Below are 14,866 nucleotides of genomic sequence, written 5' to 3'. Positions count from 1 at the left end.
CGGATCCTTCCGGGGCTGCGCCGAACGAAACGGTCGGCGCCGGCCGACCGCGTACCATGGTATCCCGAACGCCCGGGGGCACGATTCGTGCGCGACGACAGGAGAGCAGTGGTCACAGCGCGGGTCCGCCGAGCCGTGACGGCCGCTCTCGTCGTGGTGGGCGCAGTGATCGCCGGGCCTGCTGCTGCGGCGTACGCCGAGGGCGACGGTGCAGCGGATGCCGCGGCATCCGGTTCGGCTTCCGGCCCGACCTCGATCGCCGTGCCGTATCTCGGCTCCGCCGCGATCGAGCCGGGCGAGGGTTGGCAGATCACCGACTGCGCGGGCCCGCGCGCCGCGAGCCCGCTCGTCGCCTCGTGCGAACCTGCGAAGATCACGCTCAGCGCGCCGAGCTTCGATCCCGAGGCGCCCGTCACGATCGTGCCGGTGCCGCTCTCGAACGGCCGCACGTCGATCCTCGTCGACTACTCCGTGTCGCTGGCCCCGCCCGAGGCACCGACCGTCGCCGGGGGAGCGTACGGGCATCCGGTCGCCGCCGGGTCCACGATGCTGCTCCCGCTCAGCGATCTCGGCATCGCCTGCGCGGTCTGCGCGGAGGGCGGTGCGCTCGACGTCGTCGAGGTGCGCCCCGAGGGGGCGGGCGCTGCGGCGTCGAACGGCACGCACCTCGTCTTCCGGCCGTCGGCGGGCTTCACCGGCGATGCCGAACTCGTCGTGCGGTACGCCGACGACTACGGCACCTGGTCGGTCGACGCCTCGATCGTCGTGCCGGTCTACGCGCCGAGCGCGACGCTCATCGCCTCGAGCGTCACGACTCCGCTCGGCGACGGGCCGCAGACGGTCGACCTGATGCCGCTCGTCTTCCGGTTCGGCAGCGGCGATGCCGACATCACGCTCGTCGGCTGCGGCTCCGCGATCCACGGGTCCGTGGTGTGCGCGCCCGACGGTACGGCGGTGTACGCCCCGTCGGGGGCATCCGTCGACCAGTTCAGCTACCACGTCGTCTCGGCCGACGGCGAGCACGCGACCGGGTCGGTGACCTTCGTTCCGGATGCCGCGGAGCAGGCGCTCGTGCCGGCGTCGGCGATCGGCTCCGATGATGGCGTACCGTCGAAGATCGTTCCGCGCGTGCCGGTCGAGGGTGACGCGGCAGGTGTGAGATCCGGGATCTTCGCGCCGCTCATCGAGACGCTCGACCGGGCGGGCGTGCGATGACGGCGGCGATGATGTTCGCGACAGAGAGGTGTGCAGCATGAGCGTTCGACTGACGGTCGGCGAACCGGTCGCGGCGGGGAGGCCGTCGTCGTGGCTCCTCAAGGTCGACGAGGCGACGACGGTCGGCGAGGTCGCGGAGTCGCTCGGCGTCGTGCCGAGCGTGCTCGACCCTCGGGCGGGCACGGCGACGCCGCTCGCCGAATCCGCGCTGCTCTCCGGTGCCACCGTTCCCGCTGAGGCGTCGACGCTGCTCGCCCCCGGCACGCTCCGACTCGAGGTCGTCGGCGGGCCGTTCGCCGGTGAGAGCGTGCCGATCGCACGGGGCGCCGCGATCACGATCGGCAGCGCGACATCCGCCGGCCTCACGATCGCCGACCCCGCCCTGGCCCCGCAGCATGCGGTGCTCGCGCTGAACGCCGCGGCGACGCTCGAGAGCGGCCGGCCCGCCCCGCTCGCCGCGACCCTCGCACCCGCGGTCGAGGGGGCCCCGATCTGGGTGAACGGCGAACCGATCTCCGCCGAGGTCGGCCTCGTGCCGGCAGATCTGTTCCAGATCGGCAGCAGCATGTTCCGCATCGGCATGGCCCCCGGGTCCGATGCCGACCTCACCCGCGACGCCCTCGGCGGTCGCGGCTTCAACCGGCCGTCGCGCATCGAGCCGACGAAGGCGCAACCCGTCGTGCAACTGCCGGGTGACAAGCCCGAAGACCCCGACCAATCGCCGATGCCGTGGCTCTCCGCGATCATCCCCGTCGTGCTCGGCGTCACGATGGCAGTGGTGTTCCAGCGCCCCATCATGCTGCTCATGGCCGCGGCGAGCCCCATCATGGTCGTCGGATCGTTCATCGCGAACCGCAAGCTCGCGAAGAAGAAGGGCCTGAAGACCGAGAAGCAGTGGATCGAGGAGGTCAAGGTCGCCGAGCGGCGCATCAGCGACCTGGCACGGGTGCAACGGCTCGAGGGCTGGTACCGCATGCCCGACCCGGTCATGATCGCCGACATCGCGCTGCGCCCGCTGTCGCGACTCTGGGAGCGACGCAAGAGCGACGGCGACGCCCTGCAACTGCGCGTCGGCGTCACCGAGGTCGCACTCGACGTGCGGTTCGAGGGAGGCGGCAAGGACCGCTCGGCCCCCGCCCGCGTCGGCGTCACCCCTCAGCCCGTCGCCGCCGAGCTCCGCACCGGCGTGGTCGGCATCGCCGGCCCCGCCGATGCCGTGCGAAACCTCGCCCGGTCGATGGTCTCCGCGTTCGCGACGATGCGCTCGCCGCGCGACGCCGAACTCATCGTGATCTGCGATGAGGCCGACGACGCGGAATGGGGCTGGACCCAGTGGTTGCCGCACGCGCAGGCGAACACGACTGCGGCCGCCATGATCGGCAACACCGACGACAGCCGCCGCGAGCGGCTGCGCGAGGCTGCCGTCACGCTCGAGACGCGCATGCGCATGGCGAGCCAGCGCGGTGCCGTGATCCCGACCGACATCCTCATCGTCGTCGACGGGGCCCGCGACTACCGCATGCTGCCCGGCATGGTGCCGTTGCTCGAGCACGGTGCCGCCCACGGCATCCACATCATCGCGCTCGACTCCGAACGAGCGCGGCTGCCCGAAGAGGCCGCCAGCGTCGTCGTGGTCGACCCCGCCGACCCGTCGATCGGTCGGTTCGAGACGGGCAAGGAGTACTACCCGACCGTGCTGCTCGACGGCGTCTCGATCGCCGCGGCCGATCGCATCGCGCGCAGCCTCTGCTCCATCCAGCACGTGAGCGGCGTGGGCGACGACGCGATGCTGCCGACCAGCGTGCGCATGGTGGACCTGCTGAAGATCGACCTCGACGACCCGGCGCCGATCATGCAGCGCTGGGCCAAGCAGCCCCGCAACACCTTCGTCGTGGTCGGCGCGAACGCCGACGGCGAGTTCGCGATCGACATCTCGCGCGACGGCCCGCACGCCCTCGTCGCCGGCACGACCGGATCGGGCAAGTCGGAGTTCCTGCAGGCGCTCGTCGTGAGCCTCGCGATGGCGAACCGACCGGACGCGCTGAACTTCGTGCTCGTCGACTACAAGGGCGGCTCGGCCTTCGCTGACTGCGAGCGGCTGCCGCACACCGTCGGCATGGTCACCAACCTCGACGCGCGCGAGACCGAGCGCGCGCTCGCGTCGCTCGACGCCGAGCTCAAGCGCCGCGAGCGCGTGCTCCGCGACATGAACGCCAAGGACGTCGAGGGCGCATGGGCGAAGGACGCCGACACGGCGGCCAAGCGGGGGCTCGCGCGCCTCATGATCGTCATCGACGAGTTCGCCGAGCTGAAGACCGAGCTGCCCGAGTTCATCGACGGCCTCGTGCGCATCGCCCGTGTCGGTCGCTCGCTCGGGGTGAACCTCGTGCTCGCCACGCAGCGGCCGTCTGGCGTCGTGACCCCCGAGATGCAGTCGAACATCAGCCTCCGCGTCGCGCTCCGCGTGACCGACCGGTCCGACTCCTCGGACATCCTCGGATCGGGCGAGGCCGCCCTCATCAGTTCGTCCACGCCCGGTCGAGGTTTCGTGCGGCTCGGCCCCTCCGCCGCTCCGGCGGGCTTCCAGACCGCCCGCGTCGCCGGCATCAGGCCGGGCGTGCAGCGTGCGGTCAAGTCGCTGCCGCCGAAGGCTCCGCTCGAGTGGGAGTCGCTCGGCTTCCCGGCGCGGTATCCGAGCGCGGGGCCGACGCACGCCGCCAACACCGATCACGACGACACCGACCTCCGCGCGCTCGTCGACGTGATCACGCTCGCGACGCAGCAGATGGGCATCGCGAAGAACCCGTCGCCGTGGCTGCTGCCCCTGCCCGCCGTGCTGCCGCTCGAGCGGTTCGCCGACCAGCAGGTCGCGCGCACCTCGCTGGTGCTCGGCCTCGAGGACGTGCCGGGGGAGCAGTCGCAGCGCAGCCTCACGTGGGACATCGCCAACGGCTCCCACGTGCTGTTCATCGGCGGCTCGATGTCGGGCCGCACGACGGCCCTGCGGACGATGCTGGCGCAGACGGTGCAGCAGTTCTCCCCGGCAGACCTGCACCTGTACGTGATCGACTTCGGCAACGGCGCACTGCTCCCGCTCGCCGACGCCCCGCACTGCGGAGCCGTCGTCACCCAGCTCGACGCCGACCGGCTGCCGCGTCTCGTGCAGCGGCTGCTCGAGGAGCTCACCAGTCGGCAGTCGATCCTCTCTGCGGCGGGCGTGGGCCACATCAACGAGCAGCGGGCGCAGGCGGGCCCCGGCGACGCGCTCCCGTACGCCGTCATCGCACTCGACGGCTGGGAGCGGATGCTCTCGACCATGAACGCCGACGCCCTCATCGCGTTCCGCGACCAGTTCATGCGGGTGCTCCGCGAGGGTCCGGCGGTGGGCGTGCGCGTGCTCATCACGGGCGACCGGTCGATCACGGGCGACAAGGTGAGCTCGTTCATCGACGAGCAGTACGTGCTGCCGCTGCGCGACATCAGCGACTACCGCACGGCCGGCATCATGGCCAAGGACATCCCGCTCGACCTGCCGCCCGGACGCGTGCTCTTCGGCGCCGCGGGCACCGAGGCGCAACTCGCGGTGCTCGTGCGCGAGACGAGCGGCGAAGCCCAGACCACGGCGCTGCGCCGCGTCGTCGAACAGGTGCGCGACCACTTCGACCAGTACCCGCAGCTCGCCGAGCTCGCGCAGCCGTTCCGGGTCGACCCGTTGCCCGGGTACATGGCCCTGACCGCGGCCTACGAGCTGCCGCTCGGCGAATCCGGCCCGGCAGACGGTCCAGTGGTCGCGGTCGGCGGCGACCACCTGTCGCGGTTCACGCTCGACTGGCCGGCCGAGGGCGGCTTCGTCGTCACCGGCGGCCGCAAGTCGGGCCGTTCGTCGACCCTCGCCGCCATGCTGCACCAGCTCGCCTGGCGCAAGGAGCCGCTCCTCGTGGTGTCGGCCCGCCAGTCGGTGCTGACCGAGGTCGCCGCCGGGCACTCGGTGCCGGTCGTGTCCGCGGCCGACACGGCCCCGGCGCAGCTCGACGAGATCCTCGACGCCCTCGGGCAGCGGGTCACGATCTTCGTCGACGACGCCGAGCAGTGGAAGAACGCGCCGATCGAACACGCGCTCAGCGGGGTCAAGCATCGTGCCGCGTTCGTCGTCGCCGCCGATACGGAATCGGTGTCGACCCTGTTCGGCGGGCCCCTCGTCGAGGCGAAGAAGGCGCGGCGTGCGCTCGTGCTGCGCCCGGAGTCATCCGTCATGGGCACGCAGGTGATCGGCAGCCCGATCCCGAAGTTCATGCTGGGTCGCGGCTCGGCCGGCGGCGGCGTGTTCACGACCCCTGCGGGCTGGATGCCGGTGCGGGTGCCCGACATCCGGCAGTGACGGCGGCGGTGTCGCGCCGCCGTACACTGGATGCCGGAACAGGGGGTCGATGCCCCGATCACCGAGGAAGGGAAGTTCGCCGTGGCCTCCACGCGTTGCGTCTACTGCGATGCGACCCTGCAGCCGAACAGCATGTTCTGTCTCGAATGCGGACAGCTGATCCCGCAGTCGGAGAAGCCCCCGGTGCCCGCGCAGTTCTCGCCCGGGGCCGCTTCGGCGCCCGCCGTCCAGCATCAGGCGGCTCCCCGCGTGACCTCGGCCGTCGACCCGGTGCCGCTTCCCGGAACGCTTCCGTGGCAGCAGCGCGGCACCGCTGAGCCCGATGCACCCGTGGCCAAGGCCGCCCCGGTCGAGGTGCGCCAGCACCTCAGCCGTGCCGAGCTCGTGTTCTCCACTGGGCAGCGCGTCAGGATCGCCGGCAACGCCGTCATCGGTCGAAAGCCAGCCCAGACGGCGCAGGCGACCGGTGCGCAGGCGATCGAGGTCGAAGACGACACTCGCTCGATGTCGCGGGTGCACCTGTTCCTCGAGTTGAACGACGGCGTGCTCGTCGCCGGTGACGCCGGGTCGAGCAACGGCTCCGGCGTGCAGCGCGACGGCGTGCTGACCCCGCTCGAGAGCGGCGGCCCGAAGGTCGAGGTCCACCCGGGCGACACCGTGTGGGTCGGCGACGTGAACTTCGTCATCCATTCGGCCTGACCTGCCTGGGCGCCCTGCATGGGGAGTGCTCCCCATGGGCTGGTCGCCGATCGCCGGGTAACGTACAGGTGTCGGGTCGAAGGCGTTCCATTGAGCGGATGCCACGGCACGACGTGTGAACCTGAACGTTCCTGTTGATCCCACGGAGGAAACCATGGCGGAAATCCGCGTCACTTCTGACTCGCTGGCCGGTGTCGCCGGGCAGCTCTCGAGCGGCTCGCAGTCGATCGAGTCGCAGCTGTCGAACCTGAAGTCCCTCGTCGAGGGCCTGATCTCGGGCGACTGGTCGGGCACGGCGTCGCAGAGCTTCAACGAGCTCTACTCGCAGTGGGACCAGGCCGGTCTGCAGCTGAAGGAGTCCCTCCAGGGCATCAGCGACCTGCTCAACCAGGCTGCGCTCTCGTACGAAGACAGCGAGAACGCGATCGCCGGCACCTTCAACGGCTGACGAACCCCTTTCTCAGGTGCCGACGCGGCCTTCGCGTCGGCGCTTGAGTCGTTCACCCCTCAGGAGCTCGCATGGTCTATTTCAAGGTACGCGCCGACTCGCTCAGCGAGGTGGCCGCGCTCATCGGAAACGTCATCGTCGCATTCGATGCGAACCTGGCGGCCGTCGACGGCACGGTCACGCGAACGGTCGATGCCACCTGGGTCGGTGAAGACGCCGACAAGTTCGGCGAGAACTGGGCGACGTTCGTCGCCCTCTCCGGTCAGGTGCGTCTCGCACTGACCGGCCTGCAGCAGGGACTCATCTCGGCAGACGGCTCCTACACCCGAACCGAGTCCGGCGTCGGCGGCAGCTTCAAGGGCGGTCGGCAGGGTCTGGTCGCGGTGAAGAACGCCTCGGGCGGACTGGGCAAGCGTGTCGCCTCCGGTGAGGAGAAGGCCGAAGACATGGCCGAGTTCTTCGGTCGCGACTACGCCGGCGACGACGAGGTCGAGCAGTTCGGCGGCGGCATGCTCGGCCCTCGCAAGTCCGGCGGCCAGGCCACCGGCGGCGGATCCGGCGACACCGACGGCGATGGCGACGACGACTCGATCGGCACGGGCGTGTTCCGCCTCGGCGCCGATGGGGAGCCCGCGGTGGCTCCCGAACAGGTGCTCGGCGTATCGGATTCCGGCGATGCGGCGGCCGAAACGCCCGATGCGGCAACGACCGATGGAGAAGACCGTGGCTGAACAGCAGGCAGACGTCTCGGAGCTTCAGGCTCTCGTGCAGACGATGGGCGAACTCGTGGCGTACTGCTCAGCGCTCAAGCAGGGCGCGAGCGGGTTCGCATACATGCTGCCCAACGAATGGCAGGGCCCCGCGATGCAGGCGTTCCTCGGCTCGTTCGAGGCATGGGCGGTAGGGGCGACCTCGCTCGAGGGCGTCGCCGAGTCCCTGCGCCAGCAGGTGGAGACCTCGCACAACTCGTACTCGACCACGATCGAGAAGCTGACGACCGACTGGTCCAGCATCGAAGCAAACCTCGGATAGGGACCTCATGTCGGACAACGTGAAACTCGATCCTGCACGTCTGGTGCAAGACGGCCAAGAGCTCTACGGCATCGCCCAGTCGCTCGACACTGCGATCAGTGTGCTGTCGCACAGCCTCGGCGGCAGCGCCGGCATGGCCGGCGATGACAACGCAGCCGAAGAGTTCTGCCAGGGCAGCGAGGGCTACGACGCGCTCGCCGGTCCGACGATCGATGGCGTCCGTTCGTTCTCGAACTCGCTGCGGCTCGTCGACGCCGCCCTCAACAACACCGCCCGCGCCTACGACGCCGCGCAGAAGCCGGGCGCCGGCCTCGACCCCAAGAGTGCCTCACCGCAGCCGGAGACCGCTCACTTCGACGAGGCCAAGGCGAACCCGCCCAGCGCACTCGGCGCCGGATGGCCCGGTGCCCTCGGCGAGTTCCAGGAGCTCATCGAGTGGGGGCTGCAGCAGGTCGGCGTCGTGATCCCGACCGGCGACGAAGACAAGCTGCAGAGCGCGTCAGAGGCGTGGGGCGATTTCGCCCAGAGCATCCGAACCGCGCGCAGCCAGGTCTCGTCGAGCCTGACGAGCGTCGGCGCGATGACTTTCCCGCAGTCGGCGAAGGTGCTGAGTTGCCGCAACAGCATCAGCTCCGGACTGCAGAGCATGGAGACGAACGCGAACGGGATGCGCGACTGGATCTCCGACTTCCGCACGCAGCTGCGGAACATGCGCGAAGAGCTCGGATGGTTCCTGAAGCAGATGGCGATCGAGATCGCCGCCGAACTCGCCATCGGTGGCCTGCTCACCGTCGTCACCGCAGGCATCGGCGCCATCGCCACCGCGGCGAAGGTCGGCACCACGGTCGTGCGCTGGTGCATCAAGATCGCGAAGCTCATCGACCGACTGAAGGACTTCCTCCGCGGTATCCGCGGTGTCAAGGGCGCGCTCGTTCGCGGCGGACTGCGCGCAGCCAAGGAGGGCCTGCAGGCGGGCCTCGCGAGCGCGATCGCGACGACGAGCGTCAACGCCGCCCGCGCCGACGAGAAGGACTACCAGGCGCAGGACGTCGGCACGGCGTTCATCTCCGCGTTCGCCGGTGGCGCGGTGGCGTCGCCCGCCTCGAGGCTCCTGGGCGGCAGCGGCGGTCCGGGAATCAAGGCGGGCACTCGCCAGATCGCCGGCGAGACCGGAGCTGGTGCGATCGACGGCCTCGCGAGTGCCGCGGTCGAGTCGGGCATGACGGGCGGCGAGTTCAACCCGATCTCCGCGATGGTGCTGGGCTCGCTCATGGGCGGTGGCTTCACGGCCGTCGGCCGAGGCATCAGCGCGGTTCGCGGCGGGGACTCCGGTTCACCGGCGGGCCCCGGAGCCGGGACCCCCGGCGCGAACACCTCCGCCGACGGAACGCCGACACCGGGCTCGGGCACTCCGTCGTCGAACTCGAACGGCACCGGCGGCACGTCGGTCGACACCGATTCCTCGGGTATTCCGACGCCGGGTTCCGGTGACGGAGGCTCGAACGGTGCCGGCGACGGCTCGCCGATCGACCTCGGCGACGGCGGGCCCACTCCTGGCGGTTCGGCCGACGGCGGGTCGCCTGACGCTGGTACGCCGAGCACGCCTGATGCGCCCAGTACTCCGGATGCCGGGACGCCGGATGCGCCGAGCACCCCGGATGCGCCGAGCGCGCCGGATGCCGGGACGCCTGATGCGCCGAGCACCCCGGATGCGCCGAGCGCGCCGGATGCCGGGACGCCTGATGCGCCGAGCACCCCGGATGCGCCGAGCGCGCCGGATGCCGGGACGCCTGATGCGCCGAGCACCCCGGATGCGCCGAGCGCGCCGGATGCCGGGACGCCTGATGCGCCGAGCACCCCGGATGCCGGAACGAGCACCTCCGATGCGCCGAGCACCCCGGATGCGCCGAGCACCCCGGATGCCGGAACGCCGGATGCGCCGAGTGCTCCTGATGCGGGGACGCCGGATGCGCCGAGCGCTCCCGATGCCGGGACACCAGACGTTGCGACGACCGATGCCGGTTCCGCCGACGGGGCGACTCCCGAGGCGCACTCCGACGGTGCGCCCCAGGCCGCCAGCACGCCGGCCGCCACCACGTCGAACGCAGACGCTGATGCTCCCGATGCGCCTGAGTCTGCGGCATCCGATGCCGATGGCACCGACGTCGACGGCATCAACCCCGACCCGGCCGGCGACGCGGCCGCCGAATCCTCGTCAGACGGCGTCGACCTCGGCGACCTCTCACCCGAGGCCGCGACCGCGATGGCGGGCACCGGTGCCGCCGCTGCGGCGGCAGTGCTGATGCGCCCGACCCTTCCCGGATCGCAGGCGGCCGGCTCATCGACCTCCTCCGGCAGCACGACGCAGTCCACTGCCTCCGATGGTTCGGCGCCGAACGGCTCGACGCCCGATGGCGCCAACCATGACGGATCGTCGACCGGTGACGGCTCGACCCCCGATGGCACGACGCCTGACGGTGGGGCCGGCTCGGGTGCCGACGGCGGAACGCCTGATGCCGACGCGACCCCGCAGCAGAGCAGCCGGACCGAAGCGGAGATCCGTCAGGCGCTGGCGGAGATCAACCCGAACTTCGACCCGCACAACCCCGCGAACGGGTATGCGACGAACTGCGGCAACACCTCGGCGATCCTGAACGACTTCCTCAACGGCGACTCGACGTCGGAGGCGCCCACCGGCACCCTCGACGTGCCCGAGATGGAAGCGCGGACAGGTCTGCCGCAGACGCCGATGACCCCGCAGCAGATCGCCGACTCGCTCACCGCGATGGGCGCCGGCTCGCACTGCGTGGTCGGCATCGACCGGTCCAGCGGCGACGGCCACTGGTTCAATGCCTACTACGACGGCACGCAGGTGTGGTCGCTCGACGCGCAGACGGGTGACATGTCGCCGTGGCCGCCGCACGAGCCGAACGCCACGAACTGGGATGCCTCGATCACTCCGGAGAACGTCGCCAGCCCCGATGGCGCGACGCCCGATGGTGCGACGCCCGATGGCGCGACGCCTGACGCGACGACACCCGACGGCGCGACGCCGTCGACCGGCGTCGACGCAGGAACGCCTGAGGGGACGACCGATGACGGAACCAGCGCGGACGCCGACGGCGACGGCCGCGGCCGTCGCTGGCCGAAGTGGACGAGCCAGGCGACGGTTGCCCCCGATCATGCGTCAGACGGATCCCAGGGTGCCGGTACCACGTACAACGGCTATCACATCCCCGAACTGACGCCCGAGATCCGTCAGGAGCTCGATGCGCTCGCGGCGCAGCCTGATTCTCCGATCGTGCGCAACGATGACGGCTCGTTCTCGCTCAAGGAACCGATCGAGGTCGACCCCTTCAACCGCACGAAGGACAACCACGATTGGGCCGAGTTCCAGCGGCAGGTCGGTCTGCAGCAGCAAGGGCTCAACGACCTGACCGTGGCCGAGTGGCGGCACAACATCGCCTTCTACGACACGTATAACAGGGTTGCACTCACCCAGCAGAGCAATGCGACCAAGGCGCTGTCGGCCGCGGGCGTACCCTTCGCGAAGCCCGCGGTGCTGCACGGCCCCGACCAGAGCGCGGGAGGCCGGGCGGACCGCTTCGACGGCGCGGGCGACTCCCATGTCAACAGTTCGCTCGGTCCTGCGTGGAGCGGCCGCCGTATCGACGATCTGAGGGCCGACGTCGCGGGCGCCACGCTCTCCATCGACCCGAAGCTGCTGCCGCACATCAAGCTGCAGGTCGAACTCGGCGCGAAGAACGTCGAGACGGGCGCCGTGGCGTCGCAGGCCACGCTGACCGCGGCCACTCCGGTGACTTCGGGACCGGGCGCGACCTCGGCCGCGAGCACGGGTACAGGCACCGGTGCGAGCACGGCAACGCCGGCTGCTCCGACGAGGTCGGGTGCCGCGGTGTCGCCGGAGACGTCGACGCATGCTGTTGACGAGTCGTCCACCGATGCGCACGACGGCTCTACACCGAACGACGCGGCGCCGCATGCCGACCCGACAGTCACCGACTCGGTATCGGACGGTGTCGATGATGCAGCTGTGCCTGAACAGACGGCGACCGACCCGAATGCGAACCCGGAGTCTGCGGATGCGACTCCCGAGTCTGCGGATGCGAACCCGGAGTCTGCGGATGCGACTCCCGAGACTACGGACACGGACCCCACGAACGTGGAGCCCGACGAGGCGGACGCTGCCGATGTCGCCGAGTCCGATCCGTCATCCACGGAACCGGAGGCGGCGGACGCGGAGCCTGCGGACGCGGACTCTGCGGACGCGGAGCCTGCGGACGCGGACTCTGCAGACGCGGACTCTGCAGACGCGGAGCCTGCGGACGCGGAGCCTGCGGATGCGGAACCCGAAGACCAGGCGGTGGTGCCGGAGAGGATGCACGACCCGATCCTCGACGCGCACTTCCCTCACCTGGATGCCCCTGAAGCCCTCAACGTTTCGATCCGGATGGTCAACGAGGTCGGACTCTGGGCCGACGGCGGCCGCTTCGGCAACAACTGCCACTTCGTCATCAACGCACTCGAGCTGCGTGCCCGTGGATACGACGTGATGGCCAGTCCAACCGTCATGGGCTCGGTCTCCGACCCGGATGCCGGCACGCATGCCGACTCGTTCGAAGGGCGATACCCGTTTGCGATCGCCGCGGACTGGGTGCAGGCGGACGGCAGTGCCCGGGACTTCGAGAATCTCAGCGACTTCGAGGGTGACACGGCGCTGCAGGCGTTGAACGACATGGCCAGTTCCTGGCCTGTCGGTGCCCGCGGATTCATCACCGGCCACTGGCGCGATGGTGGTGCGCACATCTTCTCCTTCGTGAGGGAGGCCGACGGAGTCAGGCTGGTCGACGCGCAGGTGAACGACACCGACGCATCCGCCTCGCTCGACGGCATGTTCTTCAACGAGCGCGATTCGGAGCCGTGGAAGGACATCGTCGCGATGCGGGTCGACGACCTGGTGCCGACAGCCGAGGTGATCAAGACGTCGACGCCTCGCACCGACGCCGAGTTGACGATGCTGTTGGAGTGGGGCGACAACCCCGATATGGCAGATCGCCCACAGGCGATGATCGACCGGGAACGAGCGGCGAATGTGCGCTGGCAGGAGCGCAACATCGAGCTGATCGAGGAGCGCCGGAAGATCTACGAGGATCCGGAAGCGAGCGACGCCGACCGCGAGCGGGCCCTCGGCGAGTGGCAGGGTCTGTACGACCAGAACGTCCGCTTGGTTGAGGGGCTGAAGAGGTTCGAGCTCGAGGTCGATCCGCCGAAGGATGCGGTCTCGGACGCAGATGCGAGTGCGGATGCGGCGGCCGATACGGATGCGGATGGCGCCGCTGCGAACGATGCGGACGCGGACTCGGACGCGGCTGCTGAGACGGACGACGTTGCGGATGCGGACGACGCTGCTGATGCGGGCGACGCTGCGGATGGAGACTCGGGCGCTGATGCGAGCGATGCTGGTGACGCCGCGGATGCTGATGCTCCTGCCAATCCGGTCGTCGCCCCTCAAGTGAAGTGAGAGAGACTGGGAACATGGTGACGATCCAAGAGGCACGGTCTCTGCTCGAGCAGTATTTCGTTTCGCATCCCCCTGCAATCTCAGGCGAGCTGTACATCGCACCTGAGTGGTACGAGGATGCCTCCGACTTCCTGCCCGTGTGGGGTGCGCGAGAGTTCCTGGTCGACGGCCGGGAGGCGTTCGCACGGTGGGACAACCGTGTGATCTTCATCGACAAGCAGACCGGTGACGTTCACGAGGGGATGCGCAACCTGCACGTCAAGAAGGTCAACGCGATGACGCAGGTCGCAGCGCCGGTTAACTGAGTGCACGGACCATCTGGATTCGGCTTCCGGTCATGAGGGAATTGGAGGAGTCGTGCTCGAAGCAGCGACCGTGACATTCGTCGAAGAGGCGACCGCCCTGGCGCCGGAGGCACTGGCAGAGGCGTTCGGCCGCCTGGTGGCACTGCGACGTGAAGGCGGCAAGGAGGCGAGCCGTGCCGCGGTCCCTTCGGCAGCTGAGAACTCCGAGCTCGACCACGAGATCCGCAGTGCCCTGCTTCCGCGCGCAGCCGAACTGGATGCCGTCCACATGGGGCTGCACTCCGATGCCCGGGCTGCGATCTCGACGACGGCTCGCGCGATTCTCAAGCGCGGCAAGCTCACACCCGAGCAGTACCGGGTGCTGGTCGAACCGTTCGTCGGCAGCGGGGTGGAGATTCCGCGCCACCCGAGTCAGGACGCCGAGAACTGAGCGGGCGCCGACGGCGTCGAGGTATCCCCGCACGCCGTGCACTTCCGTAGAGTTGCGAGTGATGCCTGACCGTCGGTGACCCGCAGGAGAGGATGATCGTCGTGGACACCCGGAGATTGGATCGCTTCCTCGCTTCCGTGCAGCAGCTGACGACAACCGATTTCGTCACGGTCAGCGAGGGGGCGCGCGCCACGGGAACTTCGGTTCGAACCTCGGCGCGGAAGGCGGCGAAGCTCTCGGCGGCCGACCGAAGTGCCTTCGACAAGCGGGTTCGCGATGCATTCGTTCCCATGCATGAGCGATTCCATGCCGATCCGAGCGCGGATCTCCATGACGCGATCATGGACACGATGACCGCCGCACTCGGTGTCGTGCAACAGGCGAAGCTCTCCGAGGAGCAGTACGGGGTGCTCACCCATCCCTTCCTTATCGTGGGCGCCGAAGTGCCACCGTGGGCGCCGGGCCCCGCATCGTGAACGACGAGATCGCCCCAGTGCGCAGGTACCGGCTGCGCCGCGATGACCGGATCGTGATGGAGATCGCCGGTGAACCCGGCGTGCTCGTGAGCACCTCGACCCCGCCTCCGCTGCCTGGAGCCGCCGTCGTCACGCATCCGTTCGCAACCGCGAGCTTCCACTCGCCATCCTTCGAGGGCAGGCTCGCCGTCCTTCTCCGTGAAGCAGCCGATCTCGATGCCTTCCTCGATGCAGCCGAACGCAACGGCTTCGTGGTCGAAGAAGACGAGTGATCGTTCCGCGCGTCAGGCATTTCGCCACGGGGCGAGAGCCATTCATGCAGGACTCGAGGAAGGAAGACG

The 14,866-nt window shown here is 69.8% G+C and carries 11 protein-coding genes; all 11 read left to right on the top strand.

All coding sequences use genetic code 11. The features are described from left to right. The first annotated feature begins 135 nt into the window (after nt 1–135). The 11 genes from BJY17_RS08655 to BJY17_RS08605 all read left to right on the top strand — a co-directional run bounded on the left by BJY17_RS08655 (nt 136) and on the right by BJY17_RS08605 (nt 14,797). The gene (locus BJY17_RS08655) at nt 136–1,215 is read left to right on the top strand and encodes a hypothetical protein (RefSeq protein ID WP_179550988.1); all 1,080 of its coding nucleotides are present in this window, start codon (nt 136–138) and stop codon (nt 1,213–1,215) included. A 37-nt stretch (nt 1,216–1,252) separates the two neighbouring features. Further along, entirely contained in the window at nt 1,253–5,593 is a 4,341-nt protein-coding gene (locus tag BJY17_RS08650; RefSeq protein ID WP_179550987.1) for an FtsK/SpoIIIE domain-containing protein, read from the top strand. A gap of 183 nt (nt 5,594–5,776) precedes the next feature. Then, a complete protein-coding gene (locus BJY17_RS08645; protein WP_179550986.1) occupies nt 5,777–6,292 on the top strand; it encodes an FHA domain-containing protein in 516 nt (171 codons plus the stop codon). 154 nt (nt 6,293–6,446) lie between these two features. After that, the gene (locus BJY17_RS08640) at nt 6,447–6,740 is read left to right on the top strand and encodes a WXG100 family type VII secretion target (protein WP_056010942.1); all 294 of its coding nucleotides are present in this window, start codon (nt 6,447–6,449) and stop codon (nt 6,738–6,740) included. Between the two features lie 71 nt (nt 6,741–6,811). Next, entirely contained in the window at nt 6,812–7,471 is a 660-nt protein-coding gene (locus BJY17_RS08635) for a WXG100 family type VII secretion target (RefSeq protein ID WP_179550985.1), read from the top strand. After that, nucleotides 7,464–7,772, top strand: coding sequence for a WXG100 family type VII secretion target (locus BJY17_RS08630; protein WP_074260080.1), 309 nt, complete (start codon nt 7,464–7,466; stop codon nt 7,770–7,772). Before BJY17_RS08635 ends, BJY17_RS08630 begins: the two co-directional genes overlap by 8 nt. A gap of 7 nt (nt 7,773–7,779) precedes the next feature. After that, nucleotides 7,780–13,314: a polymorphic toxin type 15 domain-containing protein gene (locus tag BJY17_RS08625; protein ID WP_179550984.1), complete on the top strand. Its 5,535-nt coding sequence runs from the start codon at nt 7,780–7,782 to the stop codon at nt 13,312–13,314. Between the two features lie 14 nt (nt 13,315–13,328). Then, nucleotides 13,329–13,619, top strand: a complete 291-nt coding sequence (locus tag BJY17_RS08620; RefSeq protein ID WP_179550983.1) for a hypothetical protein — start codon at nt 13,329–13,331, stop codon at nt 13,617–13,619. A gap of 70 nt (nt 13,620–13,689) precedes the next feature. Beyond that, a complete protein-coding gene (locus BJY17_RS08615; RefSeq protein WP_143231564.1) occupies nt 13,690–14,049 on the top strand; it encodes a hypothetical protein in 360 nt (119 codons plus the stop codon). A 101-nt stretch (nt 14,050–14,150) separates the two neighbouring features. Continuing rightward, entirely contained in the window at nt 14,151–14,525 is a 375-nt protein-coding gene (locus BJY17_RS08610) for a hypothetical protein (protein WP_179550982.1), read from the top strand. Next, nucleotides 14,501–14,797, top strand: coding sequence for a hypothetical protein (locus tag BJY17_RS08605; RefSeq protein ID WP_179550981.1), 297 nt, complete (start codon nt 14,501–14,503; stop codon nt 14,795–14,797). Before BJY17_RS08610 ends, BJY17_RS08605 begins: the two co-directional genes overlap by 25 nt. The last annotated feature ends 69 nt before the right edge of the window (nt 14,798–14,866 follow it).

The organism is Agromyces hippuratus (assembly GCF_013410355.1).
Taxonomy (GTDB): domain Bacteria; phylum Actinomycetota; class Actinomycetes; order Actinomycetales; family Microbacteriaceae; genus Agromyces; species Agromyces hippuratus.
The sequence above is the reverse complement of the archived record's forward strand: the minus strand, read 5'-3'. Positions and strand labels throughout refer to the sequence as shown.

What these genes read in the sequence shown, in the direction of transcription:
- BJY17_RS08650 (WP_179550987.1), top strand. Translation starts at nt 1,253, where the DNA reads ATGAGCGTTCGACTGACGGTCGGCGAACCGGTCGCGGCGGGGAGGCCG.
- BJY17_RS08640 (WP_056010942.1), top strand. Translation starts at nt 6,447, where the DNA reads ATGGCGGAAATCCGCGTCACTTCTGACTCGCTGGCCGGTGTCGCCGGG.
- BJY17_RS08635 (WP_179550985.1), top strand. Translation starts at nt 6,812, where the DNA reads ATGGTCTATTTCAAGGTACGCGCCGACTCGCTCAGCGAGGTGGCCGCG.
- BJY17_RS08625 (WP_179550984.1), top strand. Translation starts at nt 7,780, where the DNA reads ATGTCGGACAACGTGAAACTCGATCCTGCACGTCTGGTGCAAGACGGC.
- BJY17_RS08620 (WP_179550983.1), top strand. Translation starts at nt 13,329, where the DNA reads ATGGTGACGATCCAAGAGGCACGGTCTCTGCTCGAGCAGTATTTCGTT.